We start from the raw sequence: 18,682 nt of genomic DNA, 5'->3' as shown, positions 1-18,682 counted from the left end.
GCGAGTCGCATGTCGGGGACGCAGGGCGGCCGCACCCCCACCACACGGAGAGATCATGACCACCGGCTCTTCATCACCCCGCTCGCCCGAGTACGCCATATCCGCCCTGGACCTGCCCACCGGGGAGACGACCACGACCACCGGCACGGCGCGACCGCCGGGCGCGGAACCCGAGGTACGGACCCCTTCCGGCCGGCCCTCGCCCGAGCAGGAGAACGACATCTGGGACGTCGACTTCGACGATGCCGACCTCCCCGAACTGGAGCCCGACCCCGACCTCCCCGCTCCCGCCGGCCCCGGCCCCCGCCCTCTCGATGCCGACGCAGGCACGGCCCCTGCCGCCGACCCGGACGCCGACACCGACGCCGACGCCGGTGCGGCGCACGCGTACGGCGATCCCGTCGGCGACCTCGTGCGCGCCGCCGTGGCCGACCGGCCGCTGGACGAGGTCGTCGACCTGATCACGACGCTGGAGCGGTCACCCCAGTACGCACAGGCCACGATCGACGCGCTCCGCGCGGTCGGCGTGAACCGGTCCGTCGAGGACGTGACCCGGCTGGTCGGCCTGCTGACCCGGCCGCCGCGCCAGTCCGACAGCGCGGACGAGGCGATCCGGGCCGCGGCGGAGTGCCGCTCCGTGGAGGACGTGACGCGGCTGATGGCGCTGCTGCACCGCACGCCCCTGGAACCGCACTGCGGTCAGGCGGCCGTGCGCGCCGCCGCCACCGGCCGGCCCGTGGAGGAACTGGTCGAACTGATCGGCCGGCTCGCCGAGAGCGGCCACGTGCGCCCGGAGCGGCCCGACGCCCGGCGGCTGCGCGCGGACCGGGACGCGGCCGACGACGACGGACACGCGCCCGCACCCCGGTCGGCGGGGCGCGGCGGCAACGCCTCCGGAGCGGACCGCCGCGGCCGTGAACTCCGCAGGCGGCCACGCCCGTTCCGCCGGGGACGGGACCGTGGCGAGACCCGCGCCGCGCGCGACCGCGACAGTGCCCGTGCCGCGCGCGACCGCGACCAGGCCCGGGCGGTGCGCGACCGCGCGGCACGGCGGGCCGCCCGCGGTCCGGCCTGGCCGGCCTGGCTCACCGTCGCGGTCCTGGCCGGGTGCGGCGTCGCCTACTTCCCGCTGCACCGCGGTGACGCCTCCGCACCGGCCTACGGGGTGGCGCTCGGCATGTCGGCGCTCTGCCTGGTGCTCGCCCTGCTGCTGACCGTGCGGCCGGCCGTGCCGATGCTCGCCGCCGCGGTGGTGGGACCGGCGGCGCTGGCCGCGGCCAAGCTCTACGGCAGCGCCACCCCCTCGGCGCGGGTGACCCCGGTCACGGACCTCACGCTGGCACCGGTCTGGATCGCGGTCGCCGTGGCCGTGGCGGCCTCGCTCGTCGCGCTCATGGCGCTGTGCGTGCGGGTGGCCTCGCAGGACTCCGCCCGCCGCCGGCCCGCCCGCCCCGTGGCCGTGTCCCGCCGCACCGCCGCGGACTGACCGCCACCGCCCGACCCTCGCACCGCGTGGTCCGCGCCGGACGGTGAACCGGCGCGGACCGCGTGCGTCGTCAGACTCCCAGCATGCCCGCGGGGTGCTCGTGTGCGAGCAGCGCGGTGAGCACCCGGTCCGGAGTGAGCGGCAGTTCCCGGAAGCGGATGCCGGTGGCGTGGTGGACGGCGTTGCCGACGGCCGCCGCCGAGCCCACGATCCCGATCTCGCCGATCCCCTTGCTGCCCATGGGGTTGAGGTGGTCGTCCTCCTCCTCGACCCAGTGCGCCTCGAGGTCGGTGACGTCGGCGTGCGCGGGCACGTGGTAGGCCGCCAGATCACGCTGCACGAAGTCGCCGAACACCGGATCCATCGTGCTGTCCTCGGTCAGCGCCATGCCCAGCCCCATCGTCATGCCCCCGATGAACTGGGAACGGGCCGTGCGCGCGTTGAGGATGCGCCCCGCGGCGAAGACACCCAGCAGCCGCGTCACCCGAACCTCACCGGAGACGGTGTCCACGCTCACCTCGGCGAAATGGGCGCCGAACGCGTGCCGGGCGAAGGGACTTTCGGCGTCCGCCGTTCCGGACGTGTCGGCCTCGGCCGTGACCCCCTCGTCCGGCAGCCGCCCCGAGTGCTCCGCCAGCCGGCCGTTCAGCCGGACGCACGCCTCGTGGACGGCCGACCCCCAGGACGCGGTGCCCGAGGAACCACCGGCCATCGGGGCGAACCCGATGCCGCTGTCGGCGACGTCGAGCCGTACCCGGTCCAGCGGGGTGCCGAGGGCGTCGGCCGCGATCTGCGCGAGCACCGTCCGGGCACCCGTGCCGATGTCCGTGGCGTTGACCCGCACCAGGAAACCACCGTCGGGCAGGGCACGCGCCGAGGCGACGCACGGGGAGACCAGCACCGGATAGGTGGCCGAGGCCACGCCGCTGCCGATCAGCACAGGCCCCGCCCCGCGGGACCGGGGCCGGGGATCGCGGCCCTCCCAGCCGAAGCGCCGGGCACCCTCGCGCAGACACTCCACCAGATGCCTGCTGCTGAAGGGCTTTCCGCTGTCCGGCTCGCTGTCGGGCTCGTTGCGGATCCGCAGCTCCACCGGGTCGACGCCCAGCTCGGCGGCCAGCTCGTCCATGGCGGACTCGAGGGCGTACATGCCGGGGCATTCGCCGGGGGCGCGCATCCAGGACGGGGTGGGAACGTCCAGCGCCGCCACGCGGTGGGCCGTGCGCAGGGCGGGCGTGCCGTACATGACGCGGGCCGGGACCGCGGCCTGCTCCACGAACTCCTTCACCCGGGAGGTGTGCGTCGTCACCTCGTGCACCAGCGAGGTGAGCCGGCCGCCACTGTCCGCGCCCAGGCGCAGCCGGTGCAGGGTCGGCGCGCGGTGTCCGACGACGGCGGGCAGGTAGCGGCGCGGCAGCGCGACGGTGACCGGCCGCCCGGTCTCCCGCGCCGCCATCGCGGCCAGCACCACCTCGGGCCGCGGCGTGCCCTTCGAGCCGAAACCGCCGCCCACGTGCTCCGCCCGCACCGTGATCCGGTCCTCGGGCAGGGCGAACAGGCGCGCCAGCTCCCCCCGCACCGCCGAGGTGCCCTGGCTGGAGGAGTGCACGGTCAGCCGCTCGCCGTCCCAGTACGCCGTACTGGTGTGCGGCTCCATGGGGTGGTTGTGCAGCGGCGGCACCGTGTACGCGACGTCCACCCGGGTCGCCGAGGAGGCGAAGGCACGGTCCGGGTCGCCGTGCCCGGTGACGGCCGGGAAGCCGCCGTTGGCGGAATCCGGGACGTAGGCCTCGGAGTGCGAGGCGGTGAGGGTCACGTCGTGGGGCTCGGACTCGTAGGTGATCCGGACGGCGGTGGCACCGGCCCGGGCCGCCTCCAGCGACTCGGCCACCACCAGGCCCACGAACCAGCCCCGGTGCGGGACGTGCGGGCCCTGCAGCACGGCCAGCGTCGGGTCGTCGGGAGCGCCGAGCCGCGGCGCGTTCTCGTGCGTGAGCACCGCGAGTACGCCGGGCAGCGCGAGCGCGGCTGCGGTGTCGACGCCGGTCACCCGGCCGCGTACGACCGTCGCCGGTATCGGCCAGGCCTGGGCGCGGCCCGGCTCCGGGTACTCGGCGGCGTACCGGGCGGTGCCGGTGACCTTCTCCCGCCCCTCCCGGCGCTCGACGGGAGCGCCCAGGACGGCATCGGTGGCGGTCATGGAGTCCTCCTCGTGGACGCCTCGGTCGTCAGGTCGTGGCGGGCGGGGCGAGCCGGCCCAGTACGTCCAGGGCCAGCCGGCGGGCCAGCGGCACCTTGTAGGCGTTGTCCCGCAGCGGTTCCGCCGCGGCCAGCTCCAGGTCGAGCGCGTGCTCGAACGCCGCCGTCGTGGGGGCCGCGCCCAGCAGTGCGTCCTCGGCCCGCCGGGCCCGCCAGGGCCGGTGTGCCAGCGCCCCGAAGGCGATCCCGGCCCGCTCCACCACCCCGTCCGCGAGGTGCAGCACGACGGCGACGGAGGCGAGCGCGAAGGCGTACGACGCCCGGTCGCGTGCCTTGCGGTACGCCGAGGGCAGTCCGGCCGTGCCCGCGGGCAGGACCACGCCGGTGATCAGCTCGCCGGGGTGGATCTCCGTGTCCCGCTCCGGATGCAGCCCGGGGAGCCGGTGGAAGTCGGCGGCGGGCACGCTGCGGGTGCCCTCGGGGCCGTGCAGCTCGACGCGCGCGTCGAGGGCGGCCAGCGCCACCGCCATGTCCGAGGGGTGGGTGGCGATGCACTGGTCGGAGTGGCCGAGGACCGCGTGGTCCCGGTGCACGCCCTCCAGCGCGCCGCAGCCGGTGCCGGGCTCCCGCTTGTTGCAGGGTTTCGACAGGTCCTGGAAGTAGGGGCAGCGGGTGCGCTGCAACAGGTTGCCGCCGGTGGTGGCGGCGTTGCGCAACTGCCCGGACGCGCCGGCCAGCAGCGCCTGGGACAGCGCGGGGTAGCGGTCGCGGACGGCGGGGTGGGCCGCGAGGTCGCTGTTGCGCACCATCGCCCCGGCCCGTAGTCCGCCGTCGGGCAGCTCCTCCACGGTGTCCAGCGGCAGCCGGGTGACGTCGACGAGCGCGGCGGGCGTCTCCACCCCGAGCTTCATCAGGTCGACGAGGTTGGTTCCGCCGCCGAGGTAGCGGGCGCCGGGGTGGGCCGCGAAGGCCTCGGTGGCCTCCTCGACGCTGCCCGCGCGCACGTAGGCGAAGGGCTTCACGGGATCACGTCCTCGACGGCGTCGGCGATGCGCGGATAGGCACCACAGCGGCACAGGTTGCCGCTCAGCCGCTCCCGGATCTCCTCGCGGCTCAGTGCGACGGGTTCCCCGGAAGGCGTCGCCGGGTCGGTGACGTGGGAGGGGTGCCCGGCCGCGGCCTCGGCGAGCGCGCCGACCGCGGAGCAGATCTGGCCCGGGGTGCAGTAGCCGCACTGGAAGGCGTCGCGGTCCAGGAAGGCGCGCTGGACCGGGTGCAGCTCCTCGCCGTCCCCGGCGAGCCCCTCGACGGTGGTGATCTCGCAGCCGTCCAGGGCGACCGCGAACAGCAGGCAGCTGTTGACGCGCCGCCCGTCGACCAGGACGGTGCAGGCGCCGCACTGGCCGTGGTCGCACCCCTTCTTGGCGCCGGCGAGTTCGAGGTCCTCCCGCAGGAGGTCCAGCAGGACGCGGCGGTGATCGACGGTGAGCGTGTGCGGTTTGCCGTTGACCCGGAGCGTGGTCTGGGAACGGGAGGACTCCGGTGGGCGGGAAGCGGGGGCGCTGTCGTGCTGGCTGTCCATGGCGTCGGTGACCTTCCGGGACGGGCCGTGCTCCTGTGCCGTCCGCGTATCCACCTCCCGCCGGATGACACGTGAGGGTGCCCTCACCCCCGGCGGGGGCCAGTCGTCAGCAGCCAGTAGCCGGCAGCCAGCCGTCAGTCGTCGGTCGCCGGGCTGCCGGGAGGCTCCGTGGTGCCGCGGTCGGCGGCGTCCGGGCGGGGGGCCCGGGGGGAGCCCCTGAACCGTTCCAGCGTGCGGGTCAGACCTCGCAGGGGAGAGGCCGACGGCGTCTGCGACGGTGCTGGTCCGGCCGGTGCCGCCGGGGCGGACTCCCGGTACCAGGCGAGGGCCTCGGCCGCGCGTTCCGCCGCCTCCCGGTACAGGTCGCGGGACTGGGTCATGGCCTCCAGCGCCTCGGCGTACATCTTCACCAGCTTGCGCTCCCGCTCCAGCTCCTCCTCCAGCGTCAGCAGCCGCCAGTCCTCCCGCAGCGAGCCGAGGGCCGCCACCGCGTCGTCGGGCAGCGGCCTGGGCAGCGCGGCGAAGGACGTCACCGCCGTGATCAGCCCGGTGGGCTCGGAGCCGTCCAGGAACACGGTGCGCACGGAGAAGTCACCGGCGGCGTAGTCGGCCGGGGCCGGTGTACCGGGCAGCACCACGGCGCCGCCGCGCGGCACCTGGACCCCGAAGTCCTCCAGGGCCCAGTTCACCACCCGCAACTGCTGCGGCGCGGCGCGGTGCTCGACCACCCGGTGCCGCAGACCGGGCGGCAGCCGCTGCGCCAGCGGCACCCGGCCGCGGTGGTCCGGGGTCATCGCCTCGTGCACCACCACGTGGATGTTCCACGGGCTGCGCCCCGCCTCCTTGAGCAGTCGGCGCACGGCCTTGTCGTCGTCGGGCAGGGTGTTGATGCCCCGCAGGCGCAGCCCCGTGGCGGCGTCCCGGTCCCAGGTGACGTCCGGGTCGTCCGGCCAGAACACGGTGGCGGGGGAGGGCCAGGCGAGGTCCCAGGCCTCCTCGGCCTCCGCGAGCAGCGTCCACTCCTGCCCGCCCGCCGACGCGGGCTCCAGGATCAGTCTGGCCCGCACGGTGACGGAACCGGGGGCCTTCCAGCGCGCCTCGATGATCCGGGGGCCGGGGGCCCCGGCGGCCGCGGGTTCGGCCGCCGGCTCGTCGGGCGGTTCCAGGAAGTCGTCGACGACGTGGTCGTCCTTGAGCCGCCGCAGCCGGTGCCGGACGGTGTCCTCGGCCGCGGAGCCGACATGGCGGCCGCGGGCGGCCCACAGCGTGGGCGGATGCGTGGGGCGGGCGGTGGGAGAGGTCGGCATGGGTCCATCGGGCAGCAGGGGCACGGACGTGGCAATTATCGTCGCCGCAGGTCAACCGAGAGCACCGGGGGGTCCGCCGACCGGGCGTGCCGGTGCGGGCGTGCGGTGCGGGCGGCCGGGTCGCGGGTGCGTCGTGAGCGAGGGTGGGCAGGAGCAACCCGACCGACCGTACGGCAGGACAAGGAGCGACCTGATGAACCTCGACCTCGGCGGACGCACCGCACTGGTGACGGGCTCCTCGCAGGGCATCGGCGCGGCGATCGCCGCCGGACTGGCGCGCGCCGGTGCCACCGTGGGCGTCAACGGGCGCGACGCCGGCCGCCTGGCACAGAGCGTCGACAAGCTGCGGGCCGAGGTCCCGGACGGCGCGTTCGTGCCGGTCGCGGCCGACCTCGGTACGGAGGAGGGCGCCGAGCGGGCCCTGGAGACGCTGCCCGACGTGGACATCCTCGTGAACAACCTCGGCGTCTTCGGCGCCGCACCCGCGCTCGAGATCAGTGACGCCGAATGGCGCCGCTACTTCGAGATCAACGTCCTCGCCGGCGTCAGGCTGACGCGCGCCCATCTCCCCCGGATGAGGGACCGCGGCTGGGGCCGGGTGCTGTACATCGCGAGTGACTCGGCCGTCGTGATCCCGGCCGAGATGATCCACTACGGCGTCTCCAAGACGGCCCTGCTCGGCGTCGGCCGCGGCTTCGCCAAGGAGGCCGCGGGCAGCGGCGTCACGGTGAACTGCGTCATCGCCGGGCCGACCCACACCGAGGGCGTCGAGGACTTCGTGTACCAGCTGGTCGACCGCGACCTGCCCTGGGACGAGGCGCAGCGCGTCTTCATGCGCGAACACCGCCCGCAGTCCCTGCTCCAGCGGCTGATCGAGCCGGAGGAGATCGCCAACCTGGTGGTGTACCTCAGCTCCCCGCTCGCCTCCGCCACCACCGGCGCGGCCGTCCGGGTCGACGGCGGATACGTCGACTCGATCCTGCCGTAGCGTCCCTGGCGTCCCTGGCGTCCCTGGCGTCCCTGGCGTCCCTGGCGTCACTCGTCCGAGGCCGCGCGCCGCCGGTCCGCCTCGTTCCACGCCCGGGTGTCGCGCGGTTCGACGTACGGCTCCTCCTCGGGCGGGTGGCCGCCGTCGATGACCCGCTGCCTGGCCAGCTCGGCGTCGAACTCCAGGCCGAGCAGAATGGCCAGGTTCGTCACCCACAGCCACACCAGGAAGATGATGACGCCGGCCAGGGTGCCGTACGTCTTGTTGTAGGAGCCGAAGTTGGCCACGTAGAAGGCGAAGCCCGCCGAGGCCAGCAGCCAGATCAGCAGCGCGACCAGGCTGCCCGGCGAGACCCATTTGAAGCCCTTGACCCGGGCGTTCGGCGCGGCCCAGTACAGGATCGCGATCATGAAGGTGACGAGCAGGACCAGCACCGGCCACTTGGCGATCGACCACACGGTCAGCGCGGTGTCGCCGACACCGAGCGCGGTACCGGCCTGCCGGGCCAGGCTTCCGGTGAACACCACGATGAGCGCGCTGACCACCGCGAGCACGAGCAGCACCACGGTCAGGGCGACGCGCAGCGGCAGCACCTTCCACACCGGGCGTCCCTCGGGCACGTCGTAGACCGCGTTGGCGGAGCGGATGAACGCGGCCACGTACCCGGACGCCGACCAGACGGCGCCCACCAGACCGACGACCGCCAGCACGGAGCCCAGGCCCGCCTTGGCCTGCAACTGCTCCACGGCGTCCGTGATCACGTCCCGCGCGGAGCCGGGTGCGAGCTTCTGCACGTTGTCGAGGACCTCCTGGGTGGCGGACTCCCCGGCGATGCCGAGCAGCGAGACCAGCACCAGCATGGCCGGGAACAGCGACAGGATCCCGTAGTAGGTCAGGGCGGCGGCCCGGTCGGTCAGCTCGTCGTCCTTGAACTCGGCGAAGACGCGCCGCGGCAGCGCCGACCAGGAACGGCCGGGCAGTTCGGCGGGGGAGTCGGGGGCGGCGCGCTCGGTGGCGGCGTCCGGACCGTAGTCCTCGCCGGTCGGTACGTCCGCGGTCGCGTCCTTCGTGTGCTTCCCGCTGCGGGGGAAGCGGGGGAAGTGGAGTCGGGCCATGGACCCCGGGTTGCCCGTCCCGGCGTCCGCACGCCCGGCCGCTGTCCCCCGGAACGGGCCGAACAGCGCAGTATGCCCGCCCGCGGGCACGTTCCTCTGGAAAATGCCAAAGCGCTCACCAGATGCGTGCACTTTCCGTAGTGTCGTCGTCACGTTCGCGGTACAGCCGTGCAGGGGAGGGGATCCGGCGTGCCCGGAATCGACGAGAGTCTGCTGGAAGCCATGCGACTGCCCGGCGCGCGCGGAGCGTCCCTGGTCGACTGGATCAGCGGGCTCGCTCTCGGCGCCGTCGGCGAGGCGCCGGGCGGCGACTGGGAGGCGACGGCCGCGGAGACGGCGGAGCTGGGCCGGCACGTCGCGGAGAGCGGCTCCCTGGCGGCGGCCGGTACGGCGGGCGGCGCCCCGGAGCCCGGGAAGGAACCCCCGGTGGAGGACCTGATCGCCACCACCGGCGACGCCTACCACCTGCTCAGGTTCGTCAGCACCCCGTTCGACAGCACCGTCTTCCTCCACCTGTGGCTGGACCGCAACGACGGGAACCTCGCCCTGGCCCGCATCCGGCTGGCCGAGATGGCGGACCGGCTGGTGCTCGGATGACCCGGGTGACGACCACCTGGGCCACGCACGAGACGACGTCGGAGGCGCTCGGGGCCCTCGCGGCCGAAGGAGCGACCGGGGCGCTGTCGGGCGAGCGGGGCATCGTCTACCTCTCGGCGGGCCGCGTCGTGCACGCGGAGTCCGCCTTCACCCCCGACCTCGGCGCGCTGCTCACCCGCAGCGGCGCGGTCCCGCCGGACGGCTGGTGGGACGCGGTCGACCGGGGCGGCACCCAGCACCGGGTCGGCCACCGGCTCGTGGACAGCGGCCGGCTCACCGCGGGCGCGCTGGAGGTCTGCCACCTGGGCGCACTGTTCGACGCCGCGTACTTCGTCCTGGCCCACGACACGCGCGCACAGCGCTTCCGGCCCGGCGCCGTGCACTGGCTCGGCGCGGTCCGCTCGGTCCCGGTGGACGTCGTCGTCCGCGAGTCCGGGCGCCGGCGCGCCCTGCTGGACCGGATCTGGCCCGACCCCGCCATCGACACCCTCCCCCTGACCCGGGTGCCGGGCACGGACACCGCGGAGCTGCCCGTGCGGCGCGGCCGCACCCTGACCCACGTGGACGGCGTCCGCACCGCCGCGGAGATCGCGTCGGCGCTCGCCTGCCGCACGTACCACACCCTGGTCGAACTGCGCCGCCTCGCCGCCGACGGACTCGTCCGCGCCGAGCCGCCCGCCGCGCCGCCCCTCGTCCCCGGCCCGGAACCGCGGGCGGTGGTGTGGGACGACCCCGACACGGCCCTGCTGCGACGGCTTCGAAACGCCTTGGAGGCCCTGTGATCCGCGCGCGCCGCCGGCGCGACGAAAGGAGACTGCTCATGGCCGTCGAGAGCGACGTCCTGGACGAACTGCACCGACTGCGCAACCGCGTGCCCCAGCTGACCGGGTCGCTCGCGGCCACCGTGGACGGGCTCGTCCTGGCCCACGACGCGCCGGGCACCGAACCCGAGGGCCTCGCCGCGCTCACCGCGGCCGCCCTCGGCGTCGCGCACCGCATGGCCGAGGCCACCGCCCGCGGCGGCTTCCGCGAGCTGCTGCTGCGCGGGGCCGACGGCTACGTCGCCACGTACGCCGCCGGTCCGGCCGCCGTGCTCACCCTGCTCGCCGACGGCCGGGTCAACGTGGGCCGCCTCCATCTGGAGGGCCGGCGCAGCGGCGCGCGGATCGGGGAGCTGGTCGCCGCCGGCATCGGGGCGGAACGCGGCCGCGCCCCCGCCGCCGGACCCGGTGCGACGCTCCCCGCCCAGCCGCCCCGTCCCATCGGCACCCTGCCGGTGCGCACCCCGCAACGGCCCGCCCACCAGCCCACCCCCCAGGCCGGCGGCACCCACCGGCCGACCTGACCCACCGATCGCGTACAGATCACGTCCGGAAAGGAAACCACCATGGCCAACCTGGAGACCTCGCTCAAGGAATGCCTCAGCTCCATCGACGGAGCGACCGCCGCCGCGCTGGTCGACTACACCAGCGGGATGGCCCTCGGCACCCTGGGCGGCGGCAAGGAGTTCAACCTCGAGGTCGCCGCCGCGGGCAACACCGACGTCGTGCGGTCCAAACTGCGCACGATGGAGCACCTCGGTCTGAAGGAGGAGATCGAGGACATCCTGATCACCCTGAGCAGCCAGTACCACATGATCCGCCTGCTCAAGGGCCGCGGCGGCAACGGTCTGTTCCTCTACCTGGTGCTGGACGCGAACCGCGCCAACCTGGCCATGGCCCGCCACCAACTGCGCCGGATCGAGAACGAACTGGAGGTCTGATCCCGACCGCCCGTTCACCCGCCGCGGGTCCGGCGGACACACGTCCGGCGCCGGTGCCTCCGAGAGGAGGTCACCGGCGCCGGACGTCCTGGCTCAGGCCCCGCTCTCGCGGAGCATGTCCTCGCGCTCGACGTACTTCACGCGCTCACGTCCCTGCGGCTCGCCCTGCGCCTTCTCGGCGGCGTCGAGCCTGTACCAGCCGTCCCAGGTGGTGAAGCGGACGTTCCGCTCGGCGAGGAAGGCGTCCACGGCCTCGGGAGCGGGCGCGGAGGGCGTCTGCAGACGGCCGTTCGCGTAGTCGTCCAGCAGGTTGGACACCGTCTCGTTGGCGTCGCCCTTGGTGTGGCCGATCAGGCCGACCGGGCCGCGCCGGATCCACCCGGTGACGTACGTCGACTGCAGGTGCTCGCCGGACTCCTGGAGGACCCGGCCGCCCGCGTCCGGGACCGTACCCGAGTCGAGGTCCCAGGGCAGCTTGGGCAGCTGGTCGGAGAGGTAGCCGACGGCCCGGTAGACCGCCTGGACGTCCCAGTCCTTGAACTCGCCGGTGCCCTTGACGTTGCCCGTGCCGTCCAGCTCCGTGCGCTCGGTGCGCAGGCCGGTCACCCTGCCGTCCTCGCCGAGGATCTCCGAGGGCGACTCGAAGAAGTGCAGGAAGAGCTTGTGCGGCCGGTCGCCGACGTCGCGGATCGCCCAGTTCTCCAGCGTCTTGGCGACCATGTCGGCCTGCTTGTTGCCGCGCCGGGTCGCGATCGAGCCCTCGTCGTAGTCGATGTCCTCGGGGTCGACGATCACCTCGATGTTGGGGGAGTGGTCCAGCTCCCGCAGCTCCATCGGACTGAACTTCGCCTGCGCCGGGCCGCGGCGGCCGAAGACGTGGACCTCCAGCGCCTTGTTGGCCTTGAGGCCCTCGTACACGTTCGGCGGGATCTCGGTCGGCAGCAGCTCGTCGGCCGTCTTGGCGAGGACCCGCGCGATGTCCAGGGCGACGTTGCCGACACCGAGGACGGCGACCTTCTCCGCCTCCAGCGGCCAGGTGCGCGGGAAGTCGGGGTGGCCGTCGTACCAGGCGACGAAGTCGGCCGCGCCGTACGAGCCGTCGAGGTCGGCGCCGGGGACGGACAGGGCCCGGTCCGCCGTGGCGCCGGTGGCGAAGATCACACCGTCGTAGAAGGCCCGCAGATCGTCCAGGCTGACGTCGGTGGGGTAGTTCACGTTGCCGAAGAGGCGGATCTGCGGCTTGTCGAGCACCTGGTGGAGGGCCGTGATGATGCCCTTGATCCGCGGGTGGTCGGGCGCGACGCCGTAGCGGATGAGTCCGAACGGGGCGGGCATGCGCTCGAAGATGTCGATGGAAACACCGGGGTCGGCGGCCACTTCGGACTTGAGCAGGGCGTCAGCGGCGTAGATCCCGGCCGGGCCGGATCCGACGATGGCTACCCGCAGAGGGCGGGGCATGTTCAGGTTCCCTTCGAGCGGTGACAGATCGACTCTCCGGGAAGCCTAAGCTAAGGCAAGCCTAAGTCGGTACGCGGGTCCGGTCTATGAGGTCATAAGAACATCTTATGGGATCTCATGGCTTGGGTTTGGGGCTCGGGTGTGTGCGCCGGGTGTGCTCAAGGGCCGGGCGCGGGTTTGAAGGCCCGGTCACGGGTGACGCAGGCGTGGGGACGGAGTGGCGTCCCCGTGCCGCCTCGCGAGGGGAGTCCGTGTGCAGCGTCCGGACGACAGCTTGGACCCCAACCGCTGGCGGGCCCTGTGGGTGACCCTGGTCGCCGGCTTCATGACCCTGCTGGACGTGACGATCGTCGCCGTCGCCCTGCCCTCCATGCAGCAGGGGCTGCACACCTCCCCGGCGTCCGTGCAGTGGGTCGTCTCCGGATACGCGCTCGCGTTCGCCCTGACCCTGGTCACCGCGGGCCGGATCGGCGACGCGTTCGGCAGACGCCGCGTCTTCCTCGCCGCCCTGGCCGCCTTCGTACTCTGCAGCGCCGCGGCGGGGGCCGCGCCCGGCATCGAACTGCTGGTCGCCGCCCGGCTCGCCCAGGGAGTCGCCGCGGGCAGCATCGCACCGCAGAACTCGGCACTGATCCAGCAGCTGTTCCGGGGCGCGGAACGCGGGCGCGCGTTCGGGCTGTTCGGCGCCACCGTGGGAGTCTCCAGCGCCGTGGGACCCGTCGTCGGCGGTCTGATCCTGGCGCTGGCGGGGCCCGAGGGCTGGCGGTGGATCTTCTACGTGAACGTGCCGGTCGGCCTGCTCGCCCTGGTCCTCGGCTTCCGCCTGCTGCCCCGGGTGGCGCCCGGCGGCCGGGGACACCTCGACCCCGTGGGCGTGGCGCTCCTCGGCGCGGGCATCCTGGCGCTGATGCTGCCGCTGGTCCTCGCCGAGGGCGGCGGCCTGACCAAGGTGTGGTGGCTGTTCCCGGCGGGGGCGCTGGTCCTGCTCGCCTTCGCACGGTGGGAACGGCGGATCGCCCGGCGGGGCGGTCAGCCGCTCCTGGAACCCGGACTGCTCACCGAGACCCGCGGCTACGCCACCGGCGCGGGCCTGGCCGCCCTGTACTTCGTCGGGTTCAGCGGGGTGTGGCTCGTCTTCGCGCTGTTCTTCCAGAACGGGCTGGGCTACTCACCGCTCATGTCGGGCCTGGCGGTGACCCCGTTCGCCGTCGGGTCGGCCGTCGCCGCCGCCGTGGCGGGCCGGCTGGTGGAACGGCTGGGCCGGCTGCTGACCGTCTGGGGCCTGGTCGCCGTCATGGCGGGACTGGGCACGACCGCGCTGCTGCTCTGGCTCGCACCCTCCGGCCTGGCCGCCTGGCTCGCCGCCCCGGCCCTGCTGCTCGGCGGACTCGGCAGCGGCTGTGTGATCTCCCCGAACATCACCATGACGCTCCGCGACGTACCGGTGCGGATGGCGGGTGCGGCCGGGGGCGCCCTCCAGACGGGCCAGCGGCTGGGCGGCGCCGTGGGCACCGCCGCGCTGCCGGGGCTCTTCTACCTGACGCTCAACGCCACCCACGACGACTACCACGAGGCCGTGGCCCTGTCGGTGGGCACCGGTGTCGCCGCCATGCTCTGCGCGCTGACCGTCGCGGTCCGCGACTGGCACCGGGCCCGCCCCGGCGACGACCCGCGATGCCCGCCGGAGACCTCTCACAGCCACACCCACGCCGGTCAGAACTGACCGCTGCGCCCCCGCCTCCGCACGGAGCCGCTCAGTGCCGCTCAGCGGCGCTTGCCGAACCTGCGCAGCATCTCCTGGGCCTGTGCGCGGCGGCGCGGGTCCGAGGCGGCCCGGCGCACCTGCTCGGCCGCCCGCCGGCCCTGCGGGCTGCGTGCGAACCGCTTGATCCGGTCCAGTACTCCGGCCATGACGTTCCTCCGAGTCGACGGTGTGATGTTCTGCCCTGCCGTGCTCGTACCCAGGGCCCCGCCGGACACCCCTGCCGGGCGTTCGCACGTTTGGGTGTCCCGCACCGGGCCACCCGCCGGGCAGGACATCGCAAGCGAACGCCGAGAGGTGAACCACTGTGGCCGGCAACGAGAAGTCCAGGGCCAGGATGGAGCAGGCCAAGGGGAAGGCCAAGGAAGCGGCCGGCCGGGCCGTCGGCAACGAGCGGATGACGGCCGAGGGCCGTGCCGCGCAGTCCAAGGGCGACGCCCGGCAGGCCAAGGAGAAGGGCAAGGACGCGTTCCGGCACTGACACGGAGGGCGCGACCGGCGGCACACGGGCCGCGGAACCCGGCGTACGGCCGGTTCCGCGGCCCGTGTCCTGCCCGGACGCCCCGGCGGGGGCGGAGACCGGGGCGCGGGTCAGCCGATGTGGTAGGCGTCGCCGTACACGTGCCAGTCCAGCGGCGGCTCGAGGTCCAGGTTGCCCTCGTTCAGGAAGACGCGCTGCGCCGTGTCGACCCGGCTGGTGTCGCTGTGCGCCTCCTCCTGCTTCATGGCCCACACCCGCTCGTCGAGGAAGGCGTGCAGGTAGGCGACCTCGTCACCGCCCTGGGCCGGCGGGTGGGCCCGGCCGAGGGCACGCTCGCGGATGCTGGAGAAGCCGAGGTCGCCGCCGTCGCCGTGCATCACCATCGCGTCGTAGTACGCGAACTGCCCCAGCGTCCGCAGCCCGTCCTCCTTGCCGCGCCGTACCGCCGGGTCGAAGTACACGCGGTCCCGCTCGTCGTCCTGGGCCCGGCGGAACTCCGGGTCCTCGTCGGCGGCCCGGCGCCAGTCGTCCGGGAAGCCGGGGTCGAGGCCCTCGTGCGAGTCGGAGCCGTCCACCCGGCGCAGCGCGGGCAGATAGGGCGCGAGGACGTTTCCGGGGCTGCGCTCGCCGTACAGCTCCACCAGGTCGAGCATGTCGCCGGTGCCGGAGCAGAAGCCGATGATGCCCGCGGTGTAGCCGCGGCCGTCACCGATGTCCTCGATGTACCGGTACTGGGCCTTCCAGTCGAGCGAGGAGTTCTCCGCGCTCGACACCAGTTGCATGGCGATCTCCTTCTTCGCCGGGTCGTCGAGTCCCGTCGCGCGCGCGGACGCCGCCGCGGCGCGCGAGGGGTTGAGCAGGGGGACTGTCGCCAGGGACGCGCATGCCATGGCGAGCACGGTACGGCGCGAGGGGCCTGCGGGGCGCGCCGGGTCGTGGAAGGGGTGCCTCACGGAATCTCCAGGTGTGGGGGAGGGGAGGGGAGCCGGGCACTGATAGGAAAGTTTCCTACCAGAAGACGGGCGTGCTGGGCACCCGTCGTGCACGAAACTGGTACGGAGCGGGGGTGACCGGGGCCGCGTCCGTCAGGGCACCGGCTGCTCCGCCCAGATGACCTTGCCGGCCGGCGTGTAGCGGGTGCCCCAGCGTTCGGCGAGCTGCGCGACCAGGAACAATCCGCGACCGCCCTCGTCCGTCATCGCCGCGTAGCGCAGGTGCGGGGACGTGCTGCTGCTGTCGAACACCTCGCAGATCAGGCTGCGGTCGCGCACCACCCGGACGTGGACGGTCTCGCCGCCGTACCGGATCGCGTTGGTGACCAGCTCGCTCAGGATCAGCTCGGTGGTGAACGCCAGCTCGTCCAGCCCCCACTCGTCCAGCCGCCGGGTGACCTGGGAACGGACCTCGGCGACCGCCGCCGGATCGTTCGGGACGTCCCACTCGGCCACCTGGTCCGGGCCCAGCACCCGGGTCCGGGCCACCAGCAGGGCGATGTCGTCGCCCGGCCGGTCCGGTAGCCGCGCGTCCAGGACGGTCCGGCAGGTCTCCTCGGGCGTCTCGCCCGCCGTCTCCAGCGCCCGGCGCAGCTGCTCCAGACCGACGTCGATGTCGTGCACGCGGTCCTCGACCAGCCCGTCGGTGTACAGCACCAGCCGGCTGCCCTCCGCCAGCCGCAGTTCCGTCATCTCGAACGGGAGGCCGCCCAGGCCCAGCGGGGGCCCGGCGGGCACCTCCGGGAACTCCACGGTGCCGTCCGGCCGGATCAGGGCCGGCGGCGGATGGCCCGCCCGGGCGATCACGCAGGAACCTGCGACCGGGTCGTAGATCGCGTAGAGGCAGGTCGCGCCGGTCACCGGGGCGGTGCTGTCGTCGGCCGCCTCGTCCTGGTCGATCCGGCCGACCAGCTCGTCCAGCAGCCCGAGCAGTTCGTCGGGCGGCAGGTCGAGGGCGGTGAAGTTGTGCACCGCCGTCCGCAGCCGGCCCATGGTGGCCGCGGCGTGCAGCCCGTGCCCGACGACGTCGCCGACGACGAGCGCGACCCGGGCCCCGGACAGCGGCAGCACGTCGAACCAGTCCCCGCCGACCCCCGCCTGCGCAGGCAGGTAGCGGTAGGCGACGTCCAGGGCGTTCTGCTCGGGCAGCCTGCGCGGCAGCAGACTGCGCTGGAGGGTCACCGCCATGCTGTGCTCGCGGGTGTAGCGGCGGGCGTTGTCGATGGAGACCGCGGCCCGCGCGACCAGTTCCTCGCCGAGCGCCAGCTCGTCCTCGTCGAACGGCTCCGGCTTGACCGCACGCCAGAAACTCACCACCCCGAGCACCAGGGTCCCCGCCCGCAGCGGGACGGTGATCAGCGAGTGGACCCCGTACTCCACCACCTGCGCCGAGCGCTCGAAGTCCTGCGCCTGCCAGCCCGGGGCCTCGTCGAGCCGGGGCTCCAGGACGGCCCGTCCGGTCCCCAGGGTGCGGCCCTGCGGGGACGAGTCGACGTAGCGGATCTGCCGCCCCACCGGATAGAGCGGGACCTCCTCGGTGATCCCGCTGAGCGCGGTGCGGCGCAGTGGCGTCACGCCGCCCGGCTGGCCGCCCGCCAGCACGGTGTCGAACAGGTCGACGGTGACGTAGTCCGCGAACCGCGGCACGGCCAGCTCGCCCAGTTCCTCGGCGGTGCGGGTGACGTCCAGGCTGGTGCCGATGCCCACACCGGCCGCGTAGAGGATGTCCAGGCGTTCCCGGGCGGTCTCGGCCCGGCCGGACAGGGCCCGCAGCTCGGTGGAGTCGCGCAGTGTCGCGACACTGCCGGCCGGGCCGCCCCGTACGTCCGTGGGGCGCTGGTTGATGGCCAGCAGCCGGTCCTTGACCAGGTGCACCTCGTCGGTGGCGGCCTGGCCCGAGGCCAGCAGCTCCGCGAGGTCGGACGGCAGCCCGAGCGCGCCGACGTGCCGGCCCTCGGCGTCGGGGGGCAGGGCGAGCAGCCGCCGCGCCTCGTCGTTGGCGAGCAGCAGCCTGCCTTCGCCACCGACGATGACCACGCCCTCGCGGACGCTGTGCAGGACGGCGTCGTGGTGTTCGTACATCCGGGTCATCTCGTGCGGCCCCAGGCCGTGCGTCTGCCGCAGCAGCCGGCGGCTCACCAGGGCCGTGCCCCCCGTCGCCAGGGCCAGCCCGACGGCCGCCGCGCTCAGCACCAGGGGCAGCTGGCGGTCGGCCACCCCGCCCACGTTCTCGGTCGTGATGCCCGCCGAGACCAGACCCACGACCCTGCCGTCGGGGTCCTCGACGGGCACGATGGCCTGCACCAGCGGGCCGATCGTCCCCTCGATCTCCTCGGTCACCGTCCTGCCCGCCAGCGCGGGGGCGATGTTCCCGACGAACTTCTTGCCGATGCGGTCCGGCTTGGGATGGGTGTAGCGGATCCCCTCGGGGTTGGTGACCACCACGAAGTCCACGTGCGTCGCCTTGCGCACCGCCTCGGCGCGGGGCTGGAGCACCGCCGTGGGGTCGGGGCTGCGCAGCGCCTGGAGGATGCCGGGGGAGTTGGCGAAGGTCTCGGCCACCGAGACGGAGCGGTTGCGGGCCTCCACCGTGCTGTCGTGCCGCACCTGGAGCACCAGCGCGACGGCCCCGGCCACCACCAGCAGCAGCACGATGACCACGTTCATCACGAAGACCTGGCCCGCCACACTGCGTCCGGACAGCGCCGAGCGCAGTGCCGAGGCAGGCCGCCCCGCGTCCCCTCCCCGCCGTGACCGGTCCGCGTCCTGCCGGTGTCGGGCGTGCGGGCCGCCGGGACGACGGGGTGACCGTTCTCCCGATCGACCCATCAGTCGGACCATGTGCCCATGTCTACACTGCCGGGCCCGGAGAGGCGAGGGGCACTCCCCGTGACGCGGGAGCCCGCCGGACGGGAACCAGGGGCGTCCGGGCCGGCGGTTTCCAGGTCGCGTA

General features: G+C 74.1%; 17 protein-coding genes. 8 read left to right on the top strand and 9 right to left on the bottom strand.

Annotated elements, in window-relative coordinates; genetic code table 11:
• The first annotated feature begins 55 nt into the window (after positions 1-55).
• Positions 56-1,486: a hypothetical protein gene (locus ACZ7MF_RS17855; RefSeq protein WP_471477737.1), complete on the top strand. Its 1,431-nt coding sequence runs from the start codon at positions 56-58 to the stop codon at positions 1,484-1,486.
• Positions 1,487-1,556: 70 nt separating this feature from the next.
• Here the strand turns inward: ACZ7MF_RS17855 and ACZ7MF_RS17850 are convergent, their stop codons facing one another.
• The 4 genes from ACZ7MF_RS17850 to ACZ7MF_RS17835 form a co-directional block, all read right to left on the bottom strand.
• The gene (locus tag ACZ7MF_RS17850; RefSeq protein WP_471477736.1) at positions 1,557-3,686 is read right to left on the bottom strand and encodes a xanthine dehydrogenase family protein molybdopterin-binding subunit; all 2,130 of its coding nucleotides are present in this window, start codon (positions 3,684-3,686) and stop codon (positions 1,557-1,559) included.
• 28 nt (positions 3,687-3,714) lie between these two features.
• Positions 3,715-4,707, bottom strand: coding sequence for an FAD binding domain-containing protein (locus ACZ7MF_RS17845; protein ID WP_471477735.1), 993 nt, complete (start codon positions 4,705-4,707; stop codon positions 3,715-3,717).
• Positions 4,704-5,267 (bottom strand): 2Fe-2S iron-sulfur cluster-binding protein, encoded by a 564-nt coding sequence (locus ACZ7MF_RS17840; protein ID WP_471477734.1) that lies wholly within the window; start codon positions 5,265-5,267, stop codon positions 4,704-4,706. The genes ACZ7MF_RS17845 and ACZ7MF_RS17840 overlap by 4 nt, the downstream gene beginning before the upstream one ends.
• A 134-nt stretch (positions 5,268-5,401) precedes the next feature.
• Entirely contained in the window at positions 5,402-6,574 is a 1,173-nt protein-coding gene (locus ACZ7MF_RS17835) for a hypothetical protein (RefSeq protein ID WP_471477733.1), read from the bottom strand.
• Between the two features lie 193 nt (positions 6,575-6,767).
• On the opposite strand from ACZ7MF_RS17835, the gene ACZ7MF_RS17830 reads away from it, so the two are divergent.
• Positions 6,768-7,562 (top strand): SDR family NAD(P)-dependent oxidoreductase, encoded by a 795-nt coding sequence (locus ACZ7MF_RS17830; RefSeq protein ID WP_471477732.1) that lies wholly within the window; start codon positions 6,768-6,770, stop codon positions 7,560-7,562.
• Positions 7,563-7,609: 47 nt separating this feature from the next.
• Here the strand turns inward: ACZ7MF_RS17830 and ACZ7MF_RS17825 are convergent, their stop codons facing one another.
• Entirely contained in the window at positions 7,610-8,677 is a 1,068-nt protein-coding gene (locus ACZ7MF_RS17825; RefSeq protein ID WP_471477731.1) for a YihY/virulence factor BrkB family protein, read from the bottom strand.
• 189 nt (positions 8,678-8,866) lie between these two features.
• Between ACZ7MF_RS17825 and ACZ7MF_RS17820 the strand changes: the two genes are divergently transcribed.
• From ACZ7MF_RS17820 to ACZ7MF_RS17805, 4 genes are read left to right on the top strand one after another with little or no spacing between them, the layout of a single operon-like run.
• On the top strand, positions 8,867-9,274 hold the full coding sequence (locus tag ACZ7MF_RS17820; RefSeq protein WP_471477730.1) for a hypothetical protein: 408 nt from the start codon (positions 8,867-8,869) through the stop codon (positions 9,272-9,274).
• Positions 9,271-10,056: a hypothetical protein gene (locus ACZ7MF_RS17815; protein ID WP_471477729.1), complete on the top strand. Its 786-nt coding sequence runs from the start codon at positions 9,271-9,273 to the stop codon at positions 10,054-10,056. The genes ACZ7MF_RS17820 and ACZ7MF_RS17815 overlap by 4 nt, the downstream gene beginning before the upstream one ends.
• Positions 10,057-10,094: 38 nt before the next feature.
• Positions 10,095-10,619: a roadblock/LC7 domain-containing protein gene (locus tag ACZ7MF_RS17810; protein ID WP_471477728.1), complete on the top strand. Its 525-nt coding sequence runs from the start codon at positions 10,095-10,097 to the stop codon at positions 10,617-10,619.
• 42 nt (positions 10,620-10,661) lie between these two features.
• Positions 10,662-11,036, top strand: coding sequence for a roadblock/LC7 domain-containing protein (locus tag ACZ7MF_RS17805; RefSeq protein ID WP_471477727.1), 375 nt, complete (start codon positions 10,662-10,664; stop codon positions 11,034-11,036).
• A 93-nt stretch (positions 11,037-11,129) separates the two neighbouring features.
• Here ACZ7MF_RS17805 and ACZ7MF_RS17800 read toward each other — a convergent pair whose 3' ends face one another.
• Positions 11,130-12,494 (bottom strand): FAD-dependent oxidoreductase, encoded by a 1,365-nt coding sequence (locus ACZ7MF_RS17800; protein ID WP_471477726.1) that lies wholly within the window; start codon positions 12,492-12,494, stop codon positions 11,130-11,132.
• Positions 12,495-12,747: 253 nt separating this feature from the next.
• On the opposite strand from ACZ7MF_RS17800, the gene ACZ7MF_RS17795 reads away from it, so the two are divergent.
• Entirely contained in the window at positions 12,748-14,217 is a 1,470-nt protein-coding gene (locus ACZ7MF_RS17795; protein ID WP_471477725.1) for an MFS transporter, read from the top strand.
• A 41-nt stretch (positions 14,218-14,258) separates the two neighbouring features.
• Here the strand turns inward: ACZ7MF_RS17795 and ACZ7MF_RS17790 are convergent, their stop codons facing one another.
• Positions 14,259-14,405: a hypothetical protein gene (locus ACZ7MF_RS17790; protein WP_167469388.1), complete on the bottom strand. Its 147-nt coding sequence runs from the start codon at positions 14,403-14,405 to the stop codon at positions 14,259-14,261.
• A 158-nt stretch (positions 14,406-14,563) separates the two neighbouring features.
• Between ACZ7MF_RS17790 and ACZ7MF_RS17785 the strand changes: the two genes are divergently transcribed.
• Complete coding sequence (locus ACZ7MF_RS17785; RefSeq protein WP_356855959.1) at positions 14,564-14,737, top strand: CsbD family protein; 174 nt, start codon at positions 14,564-14,566, stop codon at positions 14,735-14,737.
• A gap of 110 nt (positions 14,738-14,847) precedes the next feature.
• Here the strand turns inward: ACZ7MF_RS17785 and csnA are convergent, their stop codons facing one another.
• The gene (gene csnA / locus ACZ7MF_RS17780; protein ID WP_471477724.1) at positions 14,848-15,690 is read right to left on the bottom strand and encodes a chitosanase CsnA; all 843 of its coding nucleotides are present in this window, start codon (positions 15,688-15,690) and stop codon (positions 14,848-14,850) included.
• A 132-nt stretch (positions 15,691-15,822) separates the two neighbouring features.
• On the bottom strand, positions 15,823-18,570 hold the full coding sequence (locus ACZ7MF_RS17775) for a SpoIIE family protein phosphatase (protein ID WP_471477723.1): 2,748 nt from the start codon (positions 18,568-18,570) through the stop codon (positions 15,823-15,825).
• Between the last annotated feature and the right edge of the window lie 112 nt (positions 18,571-18,682).

Source organism: Streptomyces sp. NPDC111628 (assembly GCF_055635195.1).
This window is presented reverse-complemented; position numbering and strand designations above follow the sequence as displayed.

Bases quoted from the DNA above. Each gene is read 5' to 3' on its own strand.
- ACZ7MF_RS17855 (WP_471477737.1), top strand. From the start codon at position 56: ATGACCACCGGCTCTTCATCACCCCGCTCGCCCGAGTACGCCATATCC.
- ACZ7MF_RS17850 (WP_471477736.1), bottom strand. From the start codon at position 3,686: ATGACCGCCACCGATGCCGTCCTGGGCGCTCCCGTCGAGCGCCGGGAG.
- ACZ7MF_RS17840 (WP_471477734.1), bottom strand. From the start codon at position 5,267: ATGGACAGCCAGCACGACAGCGCCCCCGCTTCCCGCCCACCGGAGTCC.
- ACZ7MF_RS17835 (WP_471477733.1), bottom strand. From the start codon at position 6,574: ATGCCGACCTCTCCCACCGCCCGCCCCACGCATCCGCCCACGCTGTGG.
- ACZ7MF_RS17830 (WP_471477732.1), top strand. From the start codon at position 6,768: ATGAACCTCGACCTCGGCGGACGCACCGCACTGGTGACGGGCTCCTCG.
- ACZ7MF_RS17825 (WP_471477731.1), bottom strand. From the start codon at position 8,677: ATGGCCCGACTCCACTTCCCCCGCTTCCCCCGCAGCGGGAAGCACACG.
- ACZ7MF_RS17815 (WP_471477729.1), top strand. From the start codon at position 9,271: ATGACCCGGGTGACGACCACCTGGGCCACGCACGAGACGACGTCGGAG.
- ACZ7MF_RS17810 (WP_471477728.1), top strand. From the start codon at position 10,095: ATGGCCGTCGAGAGCGACGTCCTGGACGAACTGCACCGACTGCGCAAC.
- ACZ7MF_RS17805 (WP_471477727.1), top strand. From the start codon at position 10,662: ATGGCCAACCTGGAGACCTCGCTCAAGGAATGCCTCAGCTCCATCGAC.
- ACZ7MF_RS17800 (WP_471477726.1), bottom strand. From the start codon at position 12,494: ATGCCCCGCCCTCTGCGGGTAGCCATCGTCGGATCCGGCCCGGCCGGG.
- ACZ7MF_RS17790 (WP_167469388.1), bottom strand. From the start codon at position 14,405: ATGGCCGGAGTACTGGACCGGATCAAGCGGTTCGCACGCAGCCCGCAG.
- ACZ7MF_RS17775 (WP_471477723.1), bottom strand. From the start codon at position 18,570: ATGGTCCGACTGATGGGTCGATCGGGAGAACGGTCACCCCGTCGTCCC.